The organism is Streptomyces sp. NPDC006872 (assembly GCF_040635845.1).
Taxonomy (GTDB): domain Bacteria; phylum Actinomycetota; class Actinomycetes; order Streptomycetales; family Streptomycetaceae; genus Streptomyces.
Window position 1 is genome coordinate 124,770 of sequence record NZ_JBEYIL010000009.1, and the last position, 23,673, is coordinate 148,442.

Annotated in this window: 18 protein-coding genes; 14 read left to right on the top strand and 4 right to left on the bottom strand. The window is 70.7% G+C overall.

Annotation, left to right across the window (positions count from 1 at the left end; genetic code table 11):
• Nucleotides 1–146: 146 nt before the first annotated feature.
• From ABZ725_RS26530 to ABZ725_RS26545, 4 genes are all read left to right on the top strand, one after another.
• Nucleotides 147–1,064, top strand: coding sequence for a sugar phosphate isomerase/epimerase (locus tag ABZ725_RS26530; protein WP_351906512.1), 918 nt, complete (start codon nt 147–149; stop codon nt 1,062–1,064).
• A gap of 261 nt (nt 1,065–1,325) precedes the next feature.
• Nucleotides 1,326–2,159, top strand: a complete 834-nt coding sequence (locus ABZ725_RS26535) for an AraC family transcriptional regulator (protein ID WP_358805298.1) — start codon at nt 1,326–1,328, stop codon at nt 2,157–2,159.
• A 441-nt stretch (nt 2,160–2,600) separates the two neighbouring features.
• A complete protein-coding gene (locus ABZ725_RS26540) occupies nt 2,601–2,801 on the top strand; it encodes a MarR family transcriptional regulator (RefSeq protein ID WP_358805076.1) in 201 nt (66 codons plus the stop codon).
• Nucleotides 2,802–2,850: 49 nt separating this feature from the next.
• A complete protein-coding gene (locus tag ABZ725_RS26545) occupies nt 2,851–3,444 on the top strand; it encodes a GNAT family protein (RefSeq protein ID WP_358805077.1) in 594 nt (197 codons plus the stop codon).
• A gap of 58 nt (nt 3,445–3,502) precedes the next feature.
• On the opposite strand, the gene ABZ725_RS26550 is transcribed toward ABZ725_RS26545, so the two are convergent.
• Both ABZ725_RS26550 and ABZ725_RS26555 read right to left on the bottom strand, forming a co-directional pair.
• Nucleotides 3,503–4,546 carry a zinc-dependent alcohol dehydrogenase family protein gene (locus ABZ725_RS26550; protein WP_358805078.1) on the bottom strand — a complete coding sequence of 348 codons (1,044 nt, stop codon included), beginning with the start codon at nt 4,544–4,546 and terminating at the stop codon, nt 3,503–3,505.
• Complete coding sequence (locus tag ABZ725_RS26555; protein ID WP_358805079.1) at nt 4,506–6,833, bottom strand: MMPL family transporter; 2,328 nt, start codon at nt 6,831–6,833, stop codon at nt 4,506–4,508. Before ABZ725_RS26555 ends, ABZ725_RS26550 begins: the two co-directional genes overlap by 41 nt.
• Nucleotides 6,834–6,975: 142 nt before the next feature.
• On the opposite strand from ABZ725_RS26555, the gene ABZ725_RS26560 reads away from it, so the two are divergent.
• From ABZ725_RS26560 to ABZ725_RS26575, 4 genes are all read left to right on the top strand, one after another.
• On the top strand, nt 6,976–7,662 hold the full coding sequence (locus ABZ725_RS26560; RefSeq protein WP_358805080.1) for a TetR family transcriptional regulator: 687 nt from the start codon (nt 6,976–6,978) through the stop codon (nt 7,660–7,662).
• A 218-nt stretch (nt 7,663–7,880) separates the two neighbouring features.
• On the top strand, nt 7,881–8,831 hold the full coding sequence (locus ABZ725_RS26565; RefSeq protein ID WP_358805081.1) for a PrsW family intramembrane metalloprotease: 951 nt from the start codon (nt 7,881–7,883) through the stop codon (nt 8,829–8,831).
• A gap of 72 nt (nt 8,832–8,903) precedes the next feature.
• Nucleotides 8,904–9,143 carry a heavy-metal-associated domain-containing protein gene (locus ABZ725_RS26570; RefSeq protein ID WP_358805082.1) on the top strand — a complete coding sequence of 80 codons (240 nt, stop codon included), beginning with the start codon at nt 8,904–8,906 and terminating at the stop codon, nt 9,141–9,143.
• Nucleotides 9,144–9,243: 100 nt separating this feature from the next.
• Nucleotides 9,244–11,520 (top strand): heavy metal translocating P-type ATPase, encoded by a 2,277-nt coding sequence (locus tag ABZ725_RS26575; RefSeq protein WP_358805083.1) that lies wholly within the window; start codon nt 9,244–9,246, stop codon nt 11,518–11,520.
• Between the two features lie 768 nt (nt 11,521–12,288).
• Here ABZ725_RS26575 and ABZ725_RS26580 read toward each other — a convergent pair.
• Entirely contained in the window at nt 12,289–13,578 is a 1,290-nt protein-coding gene (locus ABZ725_RS26580; RefSeq protein ID WP_358805084.1) for a citrate synthase, read from the bottom strand.
• A 198-nt stretch (nt 13,579–13,776) separates the two neighbouring features.
• The gene (locus ABZ725_RS26585; protein WP_358805085.1) at nt 13,777–16,035 is read right to left on the bottom strand and encodes an ATP-dependent RecD-like DNA helicase; all 2,259 of its coding nucleotides are present in this window, start codon (nt 16,033–16,035) and stop codon (nt 13,777–13,779) included.
• Between the two features lie 202 nt (nt 16,036–16,237).
• On the opposite strand from ABZ725_RS26585, the gene ABZ725_RS26590 reads away from it, so the two are divergent.
• From ABZ725_RS26590 to ABZ725_RS26615, 6 genes are all read left to right on the top strand, one after another.
• On the top strand, nt 16,238–17,332 hold the full coding sequence (locus tag ABZ725_RS26590; RefSeq protein WP_358805086.1) for a LacI family DNA-binding transcriptional regulator: 1,095 nt from the start codon (nt 16,238–16,240) through the stop codon (nt 17,330–17,332).
• Nucleotides 17,329–18,909, top strand: coding sequence for a sugar ABC transporter ATP-binding protein (locus ABZ725_RS26595; protein ID WP_358805087.1), 1,581 nt, complete (start codon nt 17,329–17,331; stop codon nt 18,907–18,909). The genes ABZ725_RS26590 and ABZ725_RS26595 overlap by 4 nt, the downstream gene beginning before the upstream one ends.
• Nucleotides 18,899–20,851, top strand: a complete 1,953-nt coding sequence (locus ABZ725_RS26600) for a substrate-binding domain-containing protein (RefSeq protein ID WP_358805088.1) — start codon at nt 18,899–18,901, stop codon at nt 20,849–20,851. Before ABZ725_RS26595 ends, ABZ725_RS26600 begins: the two co-directional genes overlap by 11 nt.
• 138 nt (nt 20,852–20,989) lie before the next feature.
• Entirely contained in the window at nt 20,990–21,895 is a 906-nt protein-coding gene (locus ABZ725_RS26605; RefSeq protein ID WP_358805089.1) for a ribokinase, read from the top strand.
• Nucleotides 21,892–22,281, top strand: a complete 390-nt coding sequence (gene rbsD / locus ABZ725_RS26610; RefSeq protein WP_358805090.1) for a D-ribose pyranase — start codon at nt 21,892–21,894, stop codon at nt 22,279–22,281. The genes ABZ725_RS26605 and rbsD overlap by 4 nt, the downstream gene beginning before the upstream one ends.
• Nucleotides 22,282–22,511: 230 nt before the next feature.
• On the top strand, nt 22,512–23,543 hold the full coding sequence (locus ABZ725_RS26615) for an AraC family transcriptional regulator (RefSeq protein WP_358805091.1): 1,032 nt from the start codon (nt 22,512–22,514) through the stop codon (nt 23,541–23,543).
• Nucleotides 23,544–23,673: the final 130 nt, after the last annotated feature.

The following is a 23,673-nucleotide window of genomic DNA, read 5'->3' on the forward strand; positions in this document are numbered from 1 at the left end:
CCCGTCCCCGGCACACGTCCCTCGTCCACGTCCGGTGTCGGCTCTCACGGCTTTGTAGCCCCGCGCGGCGGGCCCTGTCAATGTTTTGTCCAGACATTCGGACCAGCCCTTGACACCCCCTTCGGGGAGACCGCACGCTGACGCCCATGACGTCGTTGTCACCTGAGTCCTCACTTTCCCGCATCCGGATCGGATCGGCCCCCGACAGCTGGGGCGTCTGGTTCCCGGACGATCCCGCCCAGGTCACCTGGCAGCGCTTCCTCGACGAGGTCGCGCAGTCCGGCTACGAGTGGATCGAGCTCGGCCCCTACGGGTATCTGCCGACCGATCCCGCAGTCCTCACCGAGGAGACGTCGAAGCGCGGCCTGAAGGTCTCGGCGGGCACGGTCTTCACCGGCCTGCACCACGGCGAGGCCGTGTGGGAGAAGACCTGGGCGCACGTCGCGGACAACGCGGTGCTCGCGCAGGCGATGGGCGCCAAGCATCTCGTCGTCATCCCGTCCTTCTGGCGGGACGACAAGACCGGCGAGGTGCTGGAGTCCGACACGCTGACGCCCGAGCAGTGGCGCAATCTCACCTCGCTGACGGAACGGCTGGGGCGGGAGGTGCGGGAGCGGTACGGGTTGCAGATCGTCGTCCACCCGCATGCCGACACCCACATCGACAGCGAGGAGAACGTCGTCCGGTTCCTGGACGGCACCGACTCCGACCTGGTCTCGCTGTGCCTGGACACCGGGCACTACGCGTACTGCGGCGGCGACAGCGTCAAGCTGATCGAGACGTACGGGTCGCGGATCGGATATCTGCACCTCAAGCAGGTCGACCCGGCGATCCTCGCCGACGTGAAGTCGAAGGGCACGCCGTTCGGGCCGGCCGTCGCGCAGGGCGTGATGTGCGAGCCGCCTCGGGGCGTGCCGGAGTTGGGTCCCGTCCTGGCGGCGGCCGGCAAGCTCGACGTCGATCTCTTCGCGATCGTCGAGCAGGACATGTACCCCTGCGAGCCGGACACTCCGTTGCCGATCGCTCAGCGGACCCGGGCGTTTCTCAGGTCCTGCGGGGCGTAACCCTCCGGGGGCGGGCGGGGCGCCTACGGGGGTGGCAGGTGCCGTGCTTGAGCGAGTGCCGGTTGTGTGCGGCTTGTCGCGCAGTTCCCCGCGCCCCTTTCAGGACGTTGCCCCGCCGTAGCACCATAGGCACCCATGGCTGCCAGCACCGTGCACACTCGGTCGGGACAAGGACCAGGCGGGTCCTGGGAGTTCGCCATGGGCTCGCCGCACCCCCGGCTGCGGCCCGGGGTGATGAGCTATCGCGGGATCCGACTGGCCATGACCCGGCCCCGGCGGCGGTTGGAGACGCCGATCGGGGCCTCGACCCTGTTGCTGGGGTTCGACGAGCCCGTGCGGATCTCTCGCAGCGGACGGGCCCCGGACACGCTCGTGTCCGTGTACTGCGGGCCGACGACCACGCCGGCCGTCGGCGAACACGACGGGCGGATGTCGGGCATCGAGGTGCTGCTCACGCCCTGGGCCGCGTTCACCCTCTTCGGCACGCCCCAGCACGAGCTCGTCAACCGCACCGTCGACCCCGACGAGCTGCCGCACGCGCTGGCCACCTCCGTCGGCGAACTCGCCGCCGCGCTGGCCGCGCTGCCCGGCTGGGAGGAACGGTTCGGGCTGCTCGACGAGGTGTTCGCCCGGTGGTGGGCGGCCGGCACGCCGAGTTCGGAGCGGGTGGCGCGGGCCTGGGCCCTGCTCGTGCGCACGGGTGGCGCGATACCGGTGCCCCGGCTGGCCGAGGAGGTCGGCTGGAGCGTGCGACACCTGGAGAATCGTTTCCGGGAGCAGATCGGGCTCGGCCCCAAGGCGGCGGCCCGGGTGCTGCGGCTGCAAAGGGCCCGTCGGCTGCTGGCGGACGGGCAGAGCGCGGCCGAGACCGCGGCACTCTGCGGCTTCTACGACCAGGCTCATCTCAGCGGTGAGTTCAAGGCCATGACGGGGTGTACGCCGAGGGAGTTCGCGCAGGCCAGGCGGGGTTCGCCGGCGGTTTCCCCGGCGGCCGACCGGCTGAGCGGGGAGGCGACGAGCCTGGTCCTGCCGGTACGGCCGAACGAATGGTCCGGACCGGGTGCGCATTTTTCCAAGACCCGGCGCATTGGCTGAATACAGGCTGGGTCCCGCCAGTTGATCCGGTTGTTCCGGGGGGATGGCGGGGAACGGGGTCGGGTCGGGCCCGTCGCAGCGGGTCCGACCCGCCTCCTGTCGGCGATACGCGTCGACGACTCGCGCGTCGGCGATGCGTGTCGGGCGATGCGTGTCGGCGACGCCCCGCAGCGGCTTCTGTCGGCGGTCCTGGGGCGTTTGTCAACGCGCCCCTCCCACAGGCCCCGCGCATTCCTGTGCGTCACCTCTGTCACAAACACCCCCTTCTTGTCACACATGTCGCGTGTGCGCGGGCCTTGCGTCACACGCGGTCGACAGCCGCCTTCCGACAGTCACCGAGCGTCGTTCACGGGGCACAGGCTCAGTGATCGCCAACGCAGCGCCGGGCTCCCCCGGGCGGCCTCCCGGCCGCCGCCCCCGCGCGCGCAGGAGGTGCAGCTCATGACCGACCGAAGGCTCTGGTCCTACAAGGAGATCGCGGCTCACATCAAGGTGCAGCCGGACACCGTACGGTCCTACCGCAAGCACGGACTGCTGCCCGCGCCCGACCACGTCGAGGGCGGCAAGCCCTTCTGGTACCCCGAGACCGTCCGCACCTGGGTCGCCGCCCGACCGGGCAACCGGGGGCGCATGCCGGACTGACCGGCGGCAGAGAGAAAACCGGCTGTGCCCCACCGCCGCGTGGGGCACAGTGCTGTGCGTGGACTTCTCCGTCAAACCCCTGCTCTGCGGCCCGAAGACCGTCCTGCGGCCCTTCACGGAGGCCGACGCCGACACCATGTGGGAGATCATCGGCGACCCCGAGGTCATCCGCTTCACCGGCCCGCCGAACAGCGACCTCACCGCCGAGCGCGTGCGCTCCTGGTATGCCTCCCGCTCCGCGCAGCCCGACCGGCTGGACCTCGCCGTCATCGACCGGGCCACCGGCGAACTCGTCGGCGAGGTCGTTCTCCATGAGTGGGATCCGGACGCCCGGGGTTGCACCTTCCGCACGCTGATCGGCCCTCGGGGTCGCGACCGTGGACTCGGCACCGAGGCGACCCGGCTCATCGTCGATCATGGCTTCGAACAACTCGGTCTGCACCGCGTGCAGTTGGAGCTGTACGGCGACAACGGCCGGGCCCGCCGGGTCTACGAGAAGGTCGGCTTCGTGGTCGAGGGGGTGCGGCGGGAGGCCGCTCTACGGGACGGGGTGTGGGTGGACGAGGTGCTCATGGCGATCCTGGACCGGGAGTGGACGGCCGCACAGGCGACGCCGGCCGCTTCCGCAGCCGCGGCTCGCTGACCTGCCGCCGCCCGCCCCGGCCCCCTCCCCCGGCCTCGGCTTCGGCCTCGGCCGGCTCTCAGGCCCATGGCTCGATCACCGTTGCTCCCGCGCCCGGTGCCGTGCCCAGCGCCGCCAGGGCGTCCGGGACGGCGTCCAAGGTGATCGTCGACGTGACCAGCAGGTCGGGGCGCAGCACCCCCGCCCGGACCAGCTCCAGCATCTGCGGGTAGGTGTGGGCGGCCATGCCGTGGCTGCCCAGGATCTCCAGTTCCAGGGCGATGGCGCGGGCCATCGGGACGGGCGTCGTGCCGTCCGCCGAGGGGAGCAGGCCGACCTGGATGTGCCGGCCGCGGCGACGCAGACCGTTCACCGAGGCGGCGCAGGTGACGGGGGAACCGAGGGCGTCGAGGGAGAGGTGCGCGCCGCCCCCGGTCAGCTCACGTACCGCCTCCGCCGTGTCCGGCGCCCCCGTCGCGTCCACGCACTGCGCCGCGCCGAACTTCCGCGCCAGGTCCAGGGCCTTCGGCGAGACGTCCACGGCGACCACCCGCGCTCCCGAGGCCGCCGCGATCATCACCGCCGAGAGGCCCACGCCTCCGCAGCCGTGCACCGCCACCCACTCCCCCGCGGCGACCCGGCCCTGCTGCACGACCGCCCGGAACGCCGTGGCGAACCGGCAGCCGAGGGAGGCGGCGGTGGCGTACGACAGGTCCTCGGGGATCGCGACCAGGTTCACGTCGGCGTGGTCCAGGGCCACGTACTGGGCGAAGGAGCCCCAGTGCGTGAAGCCGGGCTGGGTCTGGCGTTCGCACACCTGGTGGTGGCCGGCTGTGCAGGAGGGGCAGCTGCCGCAGCCGCACGCGAAGGGAACGGTGACTCTGGCGCCGGGATGCCAGTTCCGCACTTCGGCGCCGGCCTCCTCGATCACCCCGGCCAGTTCATGGCCCGGGACGTGCGGGAGCGCGATGTCCGGGTCGTGGCCCTGCCAGCCGTGCCAGTCGCTTCGACAGAGGCCGGTGGCTTCCACCCGGACGATGACTCCATGCGGCGCCGGTCGTGGCTCGGGGACCTCGCGTACCTCAGCGGGTCGACTGAACTTCTCGAAGATCACCGCTCGCATCTGGGCTCCCGTCACCGTCGTTGTCTGCGGGTACATCGTGGCTGGTCGCGCCGTTCTGCGCGCCCTTGGAGGGTTCCTCTCCCCCCTCGCTCAGTCCGAACCGCTCGTGGAACCTTCGCAACGGCCCCGGCGCCCACCAGGTCGCCTTGCCTGTCAGGCGCATCACCGCCGGGACCAGGAGGCTGCGGACCACCATCGCGTCCATCAGGACCGCCAGGGCGATGCCCAGGCCGAGCATCTTGGTGTTGGTGACGCGCGAGGTGCCTATCGCGACCATGACCACCGCCAGGATGACCGCCGCCGCCGTGATCAGACCGCCCGTGCGCTGCAGGCCCAGGCGGACCGCGCGGTCGTGGTCGCCGGTGCGGTCGTACTCCTCCTTGATGCGGGAGAGCAGGAACACGCCGTAGTCCATGGAGAGGCCGAAAGCCACGCAGAACATCAGAACGGGGAGGGTCGTCTCGATGGAGCCGGGGCTGGTGAAGCCGAGCAGGCCGGAGAGGTGGCCGTCCTGGAAGACCCAGACCACCGCCCCGAACATCGCCGTCAGGCTGAGGGCGTTGAGCAGGACCGCCTGGAGCGGGATCAGCACGCTGCCGGTCAGGAGGAAGACCAGGAGCAGGGTGACGATCGCCACGAAGGCCGCGGCCCAGGGCAGCTGGGCGCCTATCGCGTGCTTGGAGTCGACCAGGACGGCCGCCGTGCCGGTCACCTTGGTGTCGAAGGGGGCGTCGGTGGCGCGCAGGTCGCGTACCAGGTCCTGGGCCGCGTCGTCGACGGCCTCGCCCTTGGGCAGCACCGTGAAGTAGGCCGAGTCGCCCTTGACCGACGGACCGTCCACCCGGGCCACTTCGGGCAGGGCCGCGACGCGCTCCTTGTAGGCCGCGTACTGGGCCTGGGTGGCCTTGCCCTCCGCGAGGACCTCGAGACCGCCGCCGGGGCTGCCCGGGAAGCCGTCCCTGATGTGCTGCTGCACGATGTGGGACTCGGCCGAGGAGGGCAGCTGGCGGTCGTCCGCCGTGCCGAACTTCACGCCCAGGAAGGGCAGGCCGAGGAGGACCAGAACGGCCGTGGTCCCCAGGGCGAAGAAGGGGGCTCGGCGCATGACCAGGCTCGCCGTCCACCCCCACGCCCTGCCGCCCTCCTCAGCGGAGGTGCCGGAGGTGCCAGATGTGCCAGAAGTGCCGGAGGTGCCGGAGGTGTTCGCGGGCCTGCCCCGGCGGAACAGGCGGCGCAGGTCGAGGGCGTCGACCCGGTCGCCCAGCAGGACGAGCGTCGCCGGGAGCAGGATCAGGGCGGCCGAGGCGGCCAGCAGGACCACCGCCATGCCGGCGTAGGCGAAGGAGCGCAGGAAGTACTGCGGGAAGAGGAGCATCGCCGCGAGCGACACCGCGACCGTGAGTGCGGAGAACAGGACCGTGCGCCCGGCCGTGCGCAGGGTGGTGCCGATCGCCGTCACCGGATCGGCGCCGGTGCCGAGTTCCTCGCGGAAGCGCCGGACGATGAACAGGGCGTAGTCGACGGCCAGGCCGAGGCCGAGGGCCGTGGTGAGGTTCATCGCGAAGATGGAGACGTCGGTGAACCGCGTGAGGCCGCTGAGGACCGCGTTGGTGCCGAGGATCGCGACGATGCCGATGCCGAGCGGCAGCAGGGCGGCGACGGCGCTGCCGAAGACCATCACCAGCAGGATCAGGGTGATCGGCAGGGCGATCAGCTCGGCGCGGGTCAGGTCCTCCTGGATGGTCTGCTGCATCTCGTGCCGGACCGCGACGATGCCGCCCAGCTTGACCTCCACGGGGCCGTGCACACCCCGATAGGAGGGCGCGATGCGGTCGAGGGTCTCGGCCGTCGCCTTCTCGTCGCCCGTGAGGCGGGCCGCTATCAGCGCCTCGTGGCCGTCCTTCGCGCGCAGGGCGGGGGCGGTCGAGGCGTCCGCCTGCCAGTAGGAGCCGACGCCGACGACTCCCTTCTCGGCGGCCAGGCGCTTCGTCAGCCGGTCGGCCTCGGCGGCGACGGCCTTGTCGTCGACCGAGGCGCCGCCCGAGTCGACGAGCAGCAGCAGATTGGGCTGGGAGCCGGGGAACTCGCGCTCCAGGGCCTTGGTCGCGTACGTGGACTGTGCGCCCGGGTCCTCCCAGCCGCCGCTGCCCAGTCGGTCGGCGACTCCGCTGCCGGCCAGCACGGCGAGCACGGTCAGCACCAGGGCCGCCAGCAGCGTCAGCCTGGGGCGGGCGGTCACGAATCGCGTCCAGCCCCGTGCGCGGGGTGGGCGGTTGACTTCGGTCATCGTGCGGTGTCCCCTTCACCTGGCAAGCAGTCGTGAAAACCGTAGAATCGAAAACACGAGACATCGCTCGCGTTCTGACTGATCCAGAATGCGAGCGACCGCTCGCGTTTGTCAACCGCGTACGAAGAGCTGGGGATAACGCGTGCCCGAGAGCCAGGAGCCCGAGAGCCAGGAGAAGGAGCAGCCGCGCCGCCGTCAGGCGCGCGGTGAGCGGCGCATCGCGCAGCTGCTGGAGGCCGCGGCCACCGTCTTCACCACCAGCGGCTACACCGCCGCGAGCACCAACGCCATCGCCCGCGAGGCCGGTGTCTCGCCCGGCACGCTCTACCAGTTCTTCCCGAACAAGGAAGCGATCGCGATCGAGTTGGGCGACCGGCTCATGCACGAGATGCGCGAGGCCTACGGCGAGGCGCTGGCCCCGATCGACCCGGCGACCCCGCTGGAGGAGGCCGTCGGCGCGGCCGTCGAGCGGTTCGTCGCCTTCAACTGCGACCACCCGGTGTTCTTCGCCCTGATGCACGGCCCCGACATCCCGGGCCATATCACCGAGGAGCACGACGCGCTGCACGCGACGCTGCTCTCCCGCATAGAGGGCCTGCTCTCCTCCTACCTGCCCGACGCGCCCCGCGCCGACCTCACCCGCACCGCCCATGTCTGCCTGGGCATGTACAAGGCGGGCCTGGAGCTGATCCTGGGCCACGAGGGCGCCGAACGCGACGCGTACGTACAGGAGTTGAAAAACGTGCTGACCCGCTACCTGGAGCCGCTGGTGTGCGAGGCCGGGAACGGGCCCGTGCACAGCGGAGCCGAAGTCACCACGGCCCCCTGACCCGCCCCGATCCGCCCCCGCCCGGCCCCCTGACGGGCCGCCGACGGCCCCAGCCCGGCCCCAGACCGGCCCCCGCCCGCCCGCCGCCGACCGGTTCGGCGCCGCCTACCCCACCTGGCCGCCACCCGGACTGCGGCGTGGCGTCTGTCTGCATAAGGTGCGGCTAGTTCCGTTCCGTCAGGTATATGCAGGCATGCATCCGTACGAGGGGATTCGCCGTGTCCTACTCCCCGCCGCCCGGTGCGCCCCGGGCGCGTATCCCCGGGCCGCAGCAGCGCCCGCCGGCGTCTCCCCGGATCCGCGCCGGGCTGTGGCGGCGCTGCCTGGGCGGCGGACTGGCGTTGTGGGCGCTCACGGCGCTCGTCACCTACGCCACCCGGAACACCACGCTCCTGCCTACCCTGATCCTGCTCGGCAGCTTCCTGACCCCCGTCGTCTTCGTGCTGTGGGCGTACGAACGGCACGGCCGCGACCTGGGCGTGGACGTGATCCTGGGCTGCTTCCTGACCGGCGGGACGCTGGGCGTGCTGGGCGCCTCGGCGATGGAGCACCACCTGCTCCACCCGAGCCTGTGGATGTCCGTCGGCGTCGGACCGATCGAGGAGGCGGCGAAGCTCGGCGCGCTGATGTTCGTGCTGCGCCGGCGGACCCGGCTGCGCGGGAGGCGGGCGGGGCTGGTGCTCGGCGCGACGGTCGGCTTCGGCTTCGCGGCCCTGGAGAGCGCCGGGTACGCGTTCGACGCGGTGATCTCGACGGACGGCGTGGATCTGCGCGCGCTGCTGGAGACCGAGCTGTTGCGCGGGGTGCTCGCCCCCTTCGGGCACGGACTGTGGACGGCGATCGCGGGTGGCGCGCTGCTGGCGTGCCGTCGCCCGGACGGGCGGTTCCGGTGCGCCGCGCCCGTCGTCGGAACGTTTCTCGGCGTCTCGTTGCTGCACGCCCTGTGGGACTCGACGCACGGCATCGCGCTCTGGCTGGTGGCGCGGCTGACCACGAGCGGCCTGGACGGCCGACTGTTCGCCGAGGGGTACATCCCGCGACCGACGGCCGAGCAGGAGCACCTGTTCGCCTTCTTCTCCATCGGCGGGACGGCCCTCGTGGCGCTGCTCGGGGTGGCCTGGGTGCGCGCGTCGACGCGACGGGACCCTTCTTGGAGAAATACCCCCTAGGGGTATAGTGTGGAGTAACGGGAGGCCCCTCACGGCCCCGTCAGCCCCACCTGCCGCTACGAGGAGAACGACATGACCGCTCAGATCGACACCCCGGGCTCCGTCACCACCGTCTACAAGGTGAGCGGCATGAGCTGCGGCCACTGCGAGGGCGCCGTCTCCGGCGAGCTCTCGGAGCTGCCCGGTGTCACCTCGGTGAAGGCCGTCGCCTCGACCGGCGAGGTCACGGTCGTCTCCACCGCCGCGCTCGACGAGGAGGCCGTACGCGCCGCCGTCGACGAGGCGGGATTCGAGCTGGTCGGCCAGGCCTGAGGCGTCCCGTCCCGCATCACCCCCCTCCTCCACCCACCGGGCCGTACCGACCAGCTCATACTGGTTCCGTACGGTCCGGTCCGCTTCCTGGAGCACGGACATGACCAGCACCGCCACCGCGGACACCCCGATAACGTTCCCGACCTCCGAGGTCGAACTGCTCATCGGCGGAATGACCTGCGCCTCCTGCGCGGCCCGCGTCGAGAAGAAGCTCAACCGCATGGACGGCGTCACCGCGACGGTCAACTACGCGACCGAGAAGGCGAAGGTCAGCTATCCGGCCGGCATCGAGGTCGCCGATCTGATCGCGACCGTGGTGAAGACCGGGTACTCGGCCGAGGAACCCGCGCCGGAACCACCGGTCCAGGGCCAGGAAGAGGCGCCCCGGGATCCCGAACTCGACAGCCTGCGGCACCGGCTGATCGTCACCGTGCTGCTCGCCGCGCCCGTCGTGCTGCTGGCGATGGTTCCGTCGCTGCAGTTCGACAACTGGCAGTGGCTCTCGCTGACGCTCGCCGCTCCGGCGGTCGTCTGGGGCGGCGGGCCGCTGCACAAGGCCGCGTGGACGAACCTGCGGCACGGCGCGGCCACCATGGACACCCTGGTCTCGGTCGGCACGCTGGCCGCGCTCGGCTGGTCGCTGTGGGCGCTGTTCTTCGGTGACGCGGGCATGCCCGGCATGCGGCACCCCTTCGAACTCACCGTCTCCCGCACGGACGGCGCCTCGGCGATCTATCTGGAGGTCGCCGCCGGCGTCACCGCCTTCATCCTGCTCGGCCGCTATCTGGAGGCCCGCTCCAAGCGGCGCGCGGGGGCGGCGCTGCGGGCGCTGATGGAGCTGGGCGCGAAGGACGTGGCCGTCCTGCGGGGCGGCGCGGAAGTGCGGATTCCGGTCGACCGGCTGACGGTCGGGGACCGGTTCGTCGTACGGCCCGGGGAGAAGGTCGCCACCGACGGGACGGTCGTGGAGGGCGCGTCCGCCGTGGACGCGTCGATGCTGACCGGCGAGTCCGTGCCGGTGGACGTCGGGCCGGGCGACACGGTGACCGGGGCCACCGTGAACGCCGGCGGGCGGTTGGTCGTCGAGGCCACCCGGATCGGCGCGGACACACAGCTCGCGCGGATGGCGAGGCTGGTCGAGGACGCGCAGAACGGCAAGGCCGAGGTGCAGCGGCTCGCCGACCGGATCTCCGGGATCTTCGTGCCGGTGGTGCTGCTGCTCGCGGTCGCCACCTTCGGCGGCTGGCTCGGCGCGACGGGCGACACGGCCGCCGCGTTCACGGCGGCCGTCGCGGTCCTGATCATCGCCTGCCCGTGCGCGCTCGGGCTCGCCACGCCCACCGCGCTCATGGTCGGCACCGGGCGCGGCGCGCAGCTCGGCATCCTCATCAAGGGCCCCGAGGTCCTGGAGTCCACGCGCCGCGTCGACACGGTCGTCCTCGACAAGACCGGAACCGTCACCACCGGCCGGATGACCCTGCAGGACGTGTACGTCGTGGACGGCACGGACGAGCGGGAGCTGCTGCGGCTGGCCGGCGCCCTGGAGCACGCCTCCGAGCATCCGGTCGCCCGGGCGGTGGCGGCGGGCGCCGAGATGAGGGTCCCCCCGCTCGAGCGAAGCCGAGAGCGGGGGAGGGTCGGTGAGCTGCCCGCGGTCGAGCGGTTCGAGAACGTGCCCGGGCGGGGTGTGCGCGGGCTCGTGGAGGGCCGCGAGGTGGCCGTGGGGCGCCTCTTCGAGGCCGTCCCGGAGGAGTTGGCGCGCGCCAAGGACGAGGCCGAGCGGGGCGGTCGTACGGCCGTCGTCGCCGGGTGGGACGGAGTGGCGCGCGGGGTGCTGGCGGTCGCCGACGCGGTCAAGGAGACCAGCGCCGAGGCGGTGCGGGAACTGCGCGCGCTGGGGCTCACGCCGGTGCTGCTGACCGGGGACAACGAGACGGTCGCGAAGGCCGTCGCGGAGGCCGTCGGGATCGACCGGGTCATCGCCGAGGTGCTGCCGGAGGACAAGGTCGACGTCGTGCGGCGACTGCAGGGCGAGGGGCGGGTCGTCGCCATGGTCGGGGACGGCGTCAACGACGCGGCCGCGCTCGCGACGGCCGACCTGGGGCTGGCCATGGGGACCGGCACGGACGCGGCGATCGAGGCGAGCGATCTGACGCTGGTGCGCGGGGATCTGCGGGCGGCCGCGGACGCGATCCGGCTGTCCCGGCGGACGCTGACCACGATCAAGGGCAACCTGGTGTGGGCCTTCGGCTACAACGTGGCCGCGTTGCCGCTGGCCGCGGCCGGGCTGCTGAACCCGATGATCGCGGGAGCGGCGATGGCGTTCTCGTCGGTCTTCGTCGTGACGAACAGCCTGCGGTTGCGCGCCTTCAAGTGACCGTCCCGAAAAGTCATACCCCCTGGAGTCCCGGGCGAGCCTCACATAAGCTCTTCACAAGGCTCGCGCATCATCCTTACGCTTGGGCCTCGATCGCCGTATCCGGTCTCTTGCGCATCTAACGGACATATGCAAGAGACTCAGATCACAGTGATGTGAACGTAACCATCGAAGGGGCTCGACGGTCTAAGTTGACGATGTCAGGAAGCGTCTTGGGGGGCGTGACCTGACATCTGGGGATGTCTTGGGGGACTTCCTCAGAGATGCGTTGCCGGGGCACGTACACCGGGAAGCTTTGAGCGGCCCTCCCAGCGTGCGCTGTCCCGGCAGATCGCACACAGGTGGTAGTACGACGAGTTCTGCTCGTTCTGCTCAACCGCAGGCACAACAACCGCACATGGTTACAAAACAGCGAATTCAGGCGCTGTCCTCACAACGCCCGGCCGGATCCCGTGGGGGGAATCCGCACCGGGACATGGGAAGGCGCCCTGGTCGTCGGCCCGTGGGGGGACCGCCGCCGGGGCGCCTTCCGTATGCCCTCAGACAGACGAACAGCCGGTGAGAGACGCCCCAGCGAACTGGCGACGCCCCCACCGGCAGAAGGTCAACGCTGCTCGACCGGGACGAAGTCGCGCTCCACGACACCCGTGGCAGCACCCGCCCGGGGGACAACCCCCGGACCCCCGGCCGACCTCGGGCCCCCGAAGCCGTCAGCACAACCCCAGCGGCGGGCGCCCAGATCGAACGGCGCCCCCCACCGGCAGAAGGTCAACGCTGCTCGACCGGAACGAAGTCGCGCTCCACGACACCCGTGTAGATCTGGCGCGGGCGCCCGATGCGGGAGCCGGGCTCCTTGATCATCTCGTGCCACTGGGCGATCCAGCCCGGGAGGCGGCCCAGGGCGAAGAGGACCGTGAACATCTCGGTCGGGAAGCCCATGGCCCGGTAGATCAGGCCGGTGTAGAAGTCGACGTTCGGGTAGAGGTTGCGCGAGACGAAGTAGTCGTCGGAGAGCGCGTGCTCCTCCAGCTTCAGCGCGATGTCCAGCAGCGCGTCGTCCTTGCCGAGGGCCGAGAGGACGTCGTGCGCCGCGGCCTTGATGATCTTCGCGCGCGGGTCGAAGGACTTGTACACCCGGTGGCCGAAGCCCATCAGGCGGACGCCGTCCTCCTTGTTCTTCACCTTGCGGATGAAGGAGTCGACATCGCCGCCGTTGGCCTGGATGCCCTCGAGCATCTCCAGCACGGACTGGTTGGCGCCGCCGTGCAGCGGGCCCCACAGCGCATTGATGCCGGCCGAGATCGACGCGAACATGTTCGCCTGGGACGAGCCGACCAGGCGGACCGTGGACGTCGAACAGTTCTGCTCGTGGTCCGCGTGCAGGATGAGCAGCTTGTCGAGCGCGGAGACGACGACCGGGTCGAGGTCGTACTCCTGGGCGGGGACCGAGAAGGTCATCCGGAGGAAGTTCTCGACGTAGCCCAGGTCGTTGCGCGGGTAGACGAACGGGTGACCGATCGACTTCTTGTAGGCGTACGCCGCGATCGTCGGGAGCTTGGCGAGCAGCCGGATCGTGGAGAGGTTGCGCTGCTTCTCGTCGAACGGGTTGTGGCTGTCCTGGTAGAACGTGGACAGCGCGGAGACCACCGACGACAGCATGGCCATCGGGTGGGCGTCGCGCGGGAAGCCGCGGTAGAAGTTCTTGACGTCCTCGTGCAGCAGGGTGTGCTGCGTGATGTCGTTCTTGAAGACGCTGAGCTCGTCGACGCTCGGCAGCTCACCGTTGATCAGCAGGTAGGCGACCTCGAGGAAGGTCGAACGCTCGGCCAGCTGCTCGATCGGGTAGCCGCGGTACCGGAGGATGCCCTGTTCGCCGTCCAGGTACGTGACGGCGGATTTATACGCGGCGGTGTTGCCGTAGCCGCTGTCCAGGGTCACCAGACCGGTCTGGGCGCGAAGCTTCCCGATGTCGAAGCCCTTGTCGCCGACGGTGCTGTCGATCACCGGGTAGGTGTACTCGCCGTCGCCGTACCGCAGTACTACAGAGTTGTCGCTCACGTCATCCCTCACCGACGTTGTGCCTCTTCTTCGAGGTTGCCCTGACTGTCTCTACCATCCCCCATTTGGCGCAGGAGAGTGCACTCGGGGTCGACCATTGGGCTTATTGGCGGCACTCAGTGCCGCCAACTACCCCATCCTGCCGCCTTGGTCACGGTTGGGGAAGTGCTCTGTGACCTTTGTGACTCATTTGATCGATCATTTTTTACGAAGGCCCGCGAGCCGAAAGTCCAAGGCCGTGCAGCGCCGGCCCGCCGACACCGTGCGTACCGCCTGGCCGATCGCCTTGCGGGAGCCGACGAGGACGACCAGCTTCTTCGCACGGGTGACGGCCGTATACAGAAGGTTCCGCTGCAGCATCATCCATGCTCCCGTGGTGACGGGGATCACCACGGCGGGATATTCACTTCCCTGTGAACGGTGGATGGTCACCGCGTACGCGTGCGCCAGTTCGTCCAGTTCGTCGAACTCGTACGGAACCTCCTCGTCCTCGTCGGTCAGCACCGTGAGGCGCTGGTCGACCGGATCGAGCGAGGTGACGACGCCCACGGTGCCGTTGAAGACACCGTTCTTCCCCTTGTCGTAATTGTTGCGGATCTGGGTGACCTTGTCGCCGACGCGGAAGACCCGGCCGCCGAACCGCTTCTCGGGGACGTCGGGGCGGCCCGGGGTGACGGCCTGCTGGAGCAGCCCGTTGAGCGCGCCGGCCCCGGCGGGTCCGCGGTGCATGGGCGCGAGCACCTGGACGTCCCGGCGCGGGTCGAGGCCGAACTTGGCGGGGATACGACGGGCCGCCACGTCCACCGTGAGCCGGCCGGCCTCCTCCGTGTCGTCCTCGACGAAGAGGAAGAAGTCCTTCATGCCGTCGGTGAGCGGGTGCTGCCCGGCGTTGATCCGGTGCGCGTTGGTCACCACGCCGGACTGCTGGGCCTGGCGGAACACGCGCGTGAGGCGCACGGCCGGGACAGGGCTGTCGGCGGCGAGCAGATCGCGCAGCACCTCGCCCGCGCCGACGCTGGGGAGCTGGTCCACATCCCCGACGAAGAGCAGGTGGGCACCCGGCGGCACGGCCTTGACCAGCTTGTTGGCGAGCAGCAGGTCCAGCATCGACGCCTCGTCGACCACGACCAGGTCGGCGTCCAGCGGGCGGTCGCGGTCATAGGCCGCGTCACCGCCGGGCTTGAGCTCCAGCAGGCGGTGGACGGTGGAGGCCTCGGCGCCGGTGAGCTCGGCGAGGCGCTTGGCTGCGCGGCCGGTCGGGGCGGCCAGCACGACCTTGGCCTTCCTCGCGCGGGCCAGCTCCACGATCGAGCGGACGGTGAAGGACTTGCCGCAGCCGGGGCCGCCGGTCAGCACGGCGACCTTCTCGGTCAGCGCGAGCTTGACGGCCGCCTCCTGCTCGGGCGCGAGCTCGGCCTTCGTGCGGGCCTTCAGCCAGGCCAGCGCCTTGTCCCAGGCCACGTCACGGAAGGCCGGCATCCGGTCCTCCTCGGTGCGCAGCAGCCGCGACAGCTGGGCGGCGAGGGCGAGTTCGGCGCGGTGGAAGGGGACCAGGTAGACGGCGGTGACGGGTTCCGGGCCGCCGTCCGGACCCGGGACCTTCTCGCGTACGACGCCGGGATCCTCGGCGGGCTCCGCGAGCTCGGCGAGGCACTCGATGACAAGGCCGGTGTCGACCTGGAGGAGCTTGACCGCGTCGGCGATCAGCCGCTCCTCGGGGAGATAGCAGTGGCCCTGGTCGGTGGCCTGGGACAGCGCGTACTGCAGGCCCGCCTTGACGCGCTCCGGGCTGTCGTGCGGGATCCCGACGGACTGGGCGATCTTGTCCGCGGTGAGGAAGCCGATGCCCCAGACGTCGGCCGCGAGCCGGTAGGGCTGGTTCTTGACGACCGAGATGGACGCGTCGCCGTACTTCTTGTAGATGCGGACCGCGATGGACGTGGACACCTCGACGGTCTGGAGGAAGAGCATGACCTCCTTGATCGCCTTCTGCTCCTCCCAGGCGTCGGCGATCTTCTTCGTGCGCTTCGGACCGAGCCCGGGGACCTCGATGAGCCGCTTCGGCTCCTCCTCGATGATCTGCAGGGTGTCCATGCCGAAGTGCTGCGTGATGCGGTCGGCGAAGACCGGGCCGATGCCTTTGACCAGGCCGGATCCGAGGTAACGGCGGATGCCCTGGACGGTGGCGGGCAGCACGGTCGTGTAGTTCTCGACGGTGAACTGCTTGCCGTACTGGGGATGGGAGCCCCAGCGGCCCTCCATGCGCAGGGACTCGCCGACCTGGGCGCCGAGCAGCGCGCCCACCACCGTGAGGAGGTCGCCGGCGCCTCTGCCGGTGTCGACCCGGGCGACCGTGTAGCCGTTCTCCTCGTTGGCGTACGTGATGCGCTCGAGCACGCCTTCGAGCGTGGCCAGTCGCCGTTCTCCCGCCTGGGCGGCCCCCGCCTGATCGGTCATGATCCGACGGTACCGCCCGGCACCGACAGGCCCGTCGGGTCCGTCCGTGCCGGAGGGGGACGGGATGCCCCGTGTCCCTTTCATCACAGTCCGGCCTCGGGATGCGGCCGAAGGCTTGCTTTCTCTCATGTAATCGATTCCAATCGTCTGTGCAGGTCGATGTAATCGATTCCATGCGCACCCACAAGGAGGTGGTCCTGCGATGGCGAGCATCAAGGACGTCGCTGCCGAGGCGGGAGTATCCGTCGCCACGGTGTCGCGCGTCCTCAACCACCATCCTTCGGTCAGCGAGGACGCACGCACGCGTGTGCTGGCCGCCGTCGAGGCGCTGGGCTACCGCCCGAACGCCGTCGCGCGATCGCTGCGCACCGACCAGACCCGCACCCTCGGCCTGGTCATCAGCGACGTGATGAATCCTTACTTCACCGAGCTGGCCCGCTCCGTGGAGGAGGCGGCCCGTGCGCTCGGCTACAGCGTGATCATCGGCAACGCCGACGAACGGCCCGAACTCCAGGACCACCACGTACGGACCCTGCTGGACCGCCGGATCGACGGTCTCCTCGTCTCCCCCACCGACGGCGGCTCGCCGCTGATGCTGGACGCCGCGCGCGGGGGGACCCCGATGGTGTTCGTCGACCGGTGGATCCCGGGCGTGGACGTGCCCGTGGTCCGGGCGGACGGACGGGCCGCCGTCCGCGAGCTCGTGGCGCATCTGTACGCGCTCGGGCACCGGCGGCTCGCCATCATCGCGGGTCCGGCGGCCACCACCACCGGCAGCGAGCGAGTGGAGGCCTTCCGGGCCGCCCTGGCCGAGTACGGGCTCCCCCTCCCGGACGCCTACATAGGCCAGGGCGACTTCCAGGCCGAGAGCGGGCGGCGGGTCACCGAGGGCTTCCTCGACCTGCCGGAACCGCCCGAGGTCGTCTTCGCGGCCGACAACCTGATGGCACTGGGCGCGCTGGACGCCACACGCGCGCGTGGGTTGCGCGTTCCGCACGACCTGGCGCTGGCCGCGTTCGACGACATCCCCTGGTTCGTGCACACCGATCCGCCGGTCACGGCGATCGCCCAGCCGACGGGCGAGCTGGGGCGGGCCGCCGTGCGGGCGCTGGTCGACCGCATCGAGGGGCGCCCTCCGCAGTCCGTCACCCTGCTTGCCCGCCTGGTCGTACGCCGCTCCTGCGGCGAGCCGGCGCTCGGCGAGCCGCCGACTTCCTCGACGCCATCCCCTCCCCCAGAGCCGCCTGTGCAGGCACCTTCTGCGCAGTCCCCAGTAATGAACAGGAGCCAGACGTGAGCAACGCGGACGAACTGTTGCGCATCGAAGGCATACGCAAGACCTTTCCCGGTGTGGTCGCGCTCGACAGCGTCGACTTCGACCTGCGTCGGGGCGAGGTGCATGTGCTGCTCGGTGAGAACGGCGCGGGCAAGAGCACCCTCATCAAGATGCTCTCCGGCGCCTACCGGCCCGACGCCGGGCGGATCCTGGCCGGCGGCGAGGAGGTGCACATCCATGGTGCGCAGGACTCCGAACGCCTCGGGATCGCCACCATCTACCAGGAGTTCAACCTCGTCCCCGATCTGACGGTCGCCGAGAACATCTTCCTGGGGCGGCAGCCGCGTCGCTTCGGGATGATCGACCGCAAGCGGATGGAGGCCGACGCGGCCGTCCTGCTGGAGCGGGTGGGCGTGTCCGTCTCGCCCCGCGCGCTCGTGCGTGAACTGGGCATCGCGCGGCTGCAGATGGTCGAGATCGCCAAGGCGCTCAGCCTGAACGCGCGCGTGCTGATCATGGACGAGCCGACCGCCGTGCTGACCTCCGAGGAGGTCGAGAAGCTCTTCGCGATCGTGCGCACCCTGCGCGAGGACGGCGTGGGCATCGTGTTCATCACGCATCACCTGGAGGAGATCGCCGCCCTCGGTGACCGGGTCACGGTCATTCGGGACGGCCGGTCCGTCGGCCAGGTGCCCGCCTCCACGCCCGAGGACGAGCTCGTACGGCTCATGGTGGGCCGCTCCATCGAGCAGCAGTACCCCAGGGTGCGGGCCGAGGAGAGCGCCGAGGCGGGCACCGCCCTGCTGTCCGTCGAAGGGCTCACGCGGGACGGCGTCTTCCACGACATCAGCTTCGAGGTGCACGCCGGTGAGGTCGTCGGCATCGCCGGGCTCGTCGGCGCCGGTCGTACCGAGGTCGTACGGGCCGTCTTCGGGGCGGACCCCTACGACCGGGGAGCCGTGCGGGTCGCGGGTGCGAAGCTCGCCCGGCACGACGTGGTCGCGGCGATGGCGGCCGGGATCGGGCTGGTGCCCGAGGACCGCAAGGGTCAGGGGCTGGTGCTCGACCAGTCGGTCGAGGAGAACCTCGGGCTCGTGACCATGCGCTCCGCGACCCGTGGCGGGCTGGTGGACCTCAAGGGCCAGCACGAGGCGGCGGCCCGGATCGCCGAGCAGCTCGGCGTGCGGATGGCCGGCCTCGGCCAGCATGTGCGCACCCTCTCCGGCGGCAACCAGCAGAAGGTCGTCATCGGCAAGTGGCTGCTGGCCGACACCAAGGTGCTGATCCTCGACGAGCCGACGCGCGGGATCGACGTCGGCGCGAAGGTCGAGATCTATCAGCTCATCAACGAGCTGACGGCCGCCGGCGCCGCCGTGCTCATGATCTCCAGCGATCTGCCCGAGGTGCTCGGCATGAGCGACCGGGTCCTGGTGATGGCCCAGGGCCGGATCGCGGGTCAGCTCGCCGCCGAGGAAGCCACCCAGGACGCCGTGATGGCACTCGCCGTCAGCACACCCACCACCCCTAGTAACACCAGTACCTCCAGTACCTCCAGTACCACTACGACCACTGAAGTGGAGGCCGGCCGTGGCCGCTGACACGCTCAAGAGCACATCGGGCGTCGGGGGCGCCTCGGCGGTCCGCCGTCTGCTCCTCGACAACGGCGCGCTGACCGCGCTGATCGTCCTCGTCATCGCCATGTCGGCGCTGTCGGGCGACTTCCTGACCACGGACAACCTGCTCAACGTGGGTGTCCAGGCGGCCGTGACCGCCATCCTCGCCTTCGGCGTGACGTTCGTGATCGTCTCGGCGGGCATCGACCTGTCGGTCGGCTCGGTCGCCGCGCTCTCGGCCACCGTGCTGGCATGGAGCGCGACGCAACAGGGCGTTCCGGTCGTCATAGCCGTCCTGCTCGCCGTGGCCACGGGTATCGCGGCCGGTCTCGTCAACGGTTTCCTCATCGCGTACGGCAAGCTGCCTCCGTTCATCGCGACGCTCGCGATGCTGTCGGTGGCGCGCGGTCTGTCGCTGGTGATCTCCGGGGGCTCGCCGATCGCGTTCCCCGACTCGATCTCGCACCTCGGCGACACGCTCGGCGGCTGGCTGCCGGTGCCGGTGCTGGTCATGATCGTGATGGGCGCGATCGCCGCGTTCGTGCTCGGCCGGACGTACATCGGCCGTTCGATGTACGCCATCGGAGGCAACGAGGAAGCGGCCCGGCTGTCCGGTCTGCGGGTGCGCCGGCAGAAGCTCGCGATCTACGCGCTGTCCGGCGTGTTCGCGGCCGCAGCGGGCATTGTGCTCGCCTCCCGGCTGTCCTCCGCGCAGCCGCAGGCGGCCGACGGCTACGAGCTGGACGCCATCGCCGCGGTCGTCATCGGCGGCGCCTCCCTCGCGGGTGGCACGGGCAAGGCCTCGGGCACCCTGATCGGCGCGCTGATCCTGGCGGTGCTGCGCAACGGCCTGAACCTGCTGTCCGTGTCCGCGTTCTGGCAGCAGGTCGTCATCGGTGTCGTCATCGCGCTGGCGGTGCTCTTCGACACCCTGCGCCGCAAGACGGGCACGACCCCGGCGCCGGCCGGGACGGGCTCCGGCGGCGGCAAGGGCAAGCAGACACTGACATATGGGCTCGCGGCCGTGGTGACCGTGGCGATCGTCGGCGCGACCTCCTTCCTGCACAGCGGGAACTCGTCGGCCACGAACCCGAAGGTCGGCCTGGCGCTGTCCACCCTCAACAACCCGTTCTTCGTGCAGATCCAGTCGGGCGCGAAGGCCGAGGCGAAGAAGCTGGGCGTGGACCTGACGGTCACCGACGCGCAGAACGACGCCTCGCAGCAGGCCAACCAGCTGCAGAACTTCACCGGTTCCGGCTTCGACTCGATCATCGTCAACCCGGTGGACTCGGACGCGGCGAGCAACTCGGTGAAGGCCGCCGACAAGGCGAACATCCCGGTCATCGCCGTCGACCGGGGCGTCAACAAGGCCACGGTGGACGCGCTGGTCGCCTCCGACAACGTGGCGGGCGGTGAGCTCGCGGCGAAGACGGTCGCCGAGAAGCTGGGCGGCACCGGCAAGATCGTGATCCTGCAGGGCCAGGCGGGCACCTCCGCGGCCCGCGAGCGGGCGGCGGGCTTCGCCAAGGGGCTGAAGGCCTACCCCGGCATCAAGGTGCTGGCCCAGCAGCCGGCCGACTTCGACCGCACCAAGGGACTCGACGTGATGTCGAACCTGCTCCAGGCCCACCCTGACGTCCAGGGCGTCATCGCCGCCAACGACGAGATGGCACTCGGCGCGGTCAAGGCGCTGGGCTCCAAGGCCGGCAAGTCCGTCCAGGTCGTCGGCTTCGACGGAACCCCCGACGGTCTCAAGGCCGTCGAGAACGGGACGCTCTACGCGTCCGTGGCGCAGCAGCCGTCCCAGCTGGGCAAGATCGCTGTGGACAACGCGCTGAAGGCGCTGCAGGGCAAGAAGGTCGAGGAGACGGTGAAGGTGCCGGTGAAGGTGGTCACGAAGGAGAACGTGGCCGGATTCAGCGGCTGACATCGGCGAACGGGCGGGCGGTCGCCCTGAGGGGATGACCCTGAGGGGATCACCTCGACAGGGTCACCCTGACAGGGGCCGCCCGCCCCGAGTCACGTATCAGCCACGTATCAAGCCACGTATCAAGGGAGTCATTTCATGGACGACTACGATCTCCTGGTCGTGGGATCGGCCAACGCCGACCTGGTGATCGACGTCGAGCGGCGACCGGCCGCCGGTGAGACGGTGCTCGGTTCCGACCTGGCGGTCCACCCCGGCGGCAAGGGCGCGAACCAGGCCGTCGCGGCCGCCCGGCTCGGGGCCCGTACGGCCCTGCTGGCCCGGATCGGCGACGACGCGTACGGCCGGCTGCTGCTCGACTCGCAGCGGGCGGCCGGGGTCGACACCGTGGGTGTGCTGGTGGGCGGGGCGCCGACGGGCGTCGCGCTGATCACCGTGGACCCGTCGGGCGACAACAGCATCGTGGTGTCACCGGGGGCGAACGGCCGGCTCACCCCGCAGGACGTCCGCGCCGCCGCCTGTCTGTTCCAGTCGTCCCGGGTGGTGTCGGCGCAGCTGGAGATCCCGCTGGAGACGGTCGTGGAGGTCGCCGGGAGCCTGGCGCCGGGCAGCCGCTTCGTGCTGAACCCCTCCCCGCCGCTGCCGCTGCCGGCCGAGGTGCTCGACGTCTGCGACCCGCTGATCGTCAACGAGCACGAGGCGAAGGTGATCCTCGGCGATGCCTGCGTGAGCGAGGAGCCCGAGGACTGGGCGCGGATCCTGCTCGCGAAGGGCCCCAAGTCGGTGGTCGTGACGCTGGGTTCGCAGGGCGCGCTGGTCGCGTCCGCGGACGGCGGTGTCGAGCGGATCGCGCCGGTGAAGGTGGACGCCGTGGACACCACGGGCGCGGGCGACTCCTTCACGGCGGCGCTGGCGTGGAAGCTGGGCACGGGCGCGTCCCTGGCCGAGGCGGCGGCGTACGCGGCGCGCGTCGGGGCGGTCGCCGTGACCCGGCGGGGCGCGCAGGAGTCGTTCCCGACGGCGGAGGAGGTGGCCTCCCTGTGAAAAAGGCCGGGATACTCAACCGTCATCTCGCGGGGGCGCTGGCCGCGTTGGGGCATGGCGACGGGGTGCTGGTGTGCGACGTCGGCATGCCGATCCCGGACGGCCCCCGGGTGGTCGACCTCGCCTTCCTGGCCGGGGTGCCGTCCTTCGCGGAGGTCGTGGAGGGGCTGCTCACCGAGCTGGTCGTGGAGGGGGCGACGGCGGCGGAGGAGATCCAGGACGCGAATCCGGCGGCGGCGGCTCTGCTGGAGGAGCGCTTTCCCGAGTTGGGGTTCGTCTCGCACGAGGAGCTGAAGAGGCTGTCGGCGGGGGCGCGGCTGGTGGTGCGCACGGGCGAGGCGCGGCCGTATGCGAACGTGCTGCTCAGGTGTGGGGTGTTCTTCTGAGGCTCATGGACCGAGCTGCGTCCTGGAAAGCTTCGAGGGGGTCCGGTCCGTCGACCGGGCCCCCTCGGCTTTTCCCCTCCGCATCAGAACCCCCGCGATCCCCCCGGATCCCCCTCCAGAAGTCCTGATGCCATGTACGACACGCTGGGGGCCGGAAGGGTTGCAATAGACTTCCGAGATTTCTTCCACGGGGAGAGCGGGGGAAGAGCGGGGGAGAGGGAGGACGCCCGGTGATCGGGACGATGTTCCGGACTGACGACGTACCGGTGGAGGACAGGTTCGACTACTGGCGGGAGCTGATCCACCGGGCGATCGCGCCCAGCGACATCAGCAGCGAGTACGCCGCCGACTTCTGGGCGGAGCAGCGACTGATGGAGTTGGGGCCGGTGATGGTGTGGCCCACGTCGTGTCTGACGGCGCGGTTCGTGCGCAACGACCGGCTGATACGGCAGTGCGACCCCGAGATGTACCACCTGTCGCTGGTGCTCGGCGGCGGGCTGGGGCTCGACCACGTCGGGCGAACCGACTTCTACGGCCCGCACGACCTGTGGCTGACCGACACTTCGCGGCCGTACGAGGTGCATCCGCCGTCCGACGGGAACCGCAACATGGTCACCGGGGTGGGGGTGGACTTCCCCAAGGCGTTGCTGCCCCTGTCGCCCGACCGGATCCGGCCGCTGCTGGGCCGCCGGCTGTCGGGGCGGGAGGGCACGGGCGCCCTGCTGACGGGCTTCCTGGCCGGCCTGGACCGGCAGTCGGAGTTCCTCCAGCCGTCCGACGCGCCGCGGCTGGGCGTGGTCCTGGTCGACCTGCTGGCGGCCTGGTTCGCCCAGGTGCTGGAGGCGGAGGCCGCCCTGCCGCCGGAGACGCGGCACCGGGCCATGATCGCGCGCATCCGGGCGTTCGTCCGGGCGAACCTCCACGACCCCGAACTGACGCCTCCGGTGATCGCCGCCGCGCACCACATCTCCGTCAGCTATCTGCACCGGCTCTTCCAGGAGGACGCGCAGGGCGAGACGGTCGCCGCCTGGATCCGCGCCCAACGCCTGGAAGGCGCCCGCCGCGACCTGGCCAACCCCGCACTGCGCGGCACGCCGATACGCGCGATCGCCGCCCGCTGGGGCCTCCTGCGCGCCTCCGACTTCACCCGCGCCTTCCGCACCGCGTACGGACTCTCGCCCATGGAGTACCGGGTGCGGGAGTGGTCGGGGTGGGAGGGCTCAGGGCAGAAGGGTTCGGAGTGGGAGCAGCACCGCAGTTGACGCAGCGCCAACAACAACCATGGACTCTCTGGTAACGACAGCCCCACGGCTCACCCCGCATCCTGATCGGGCGGCAGCGAGCGGACGGCGAGCCGGTCCTGGTGCTCCATGCCCGCGGGGGTGGGATGGA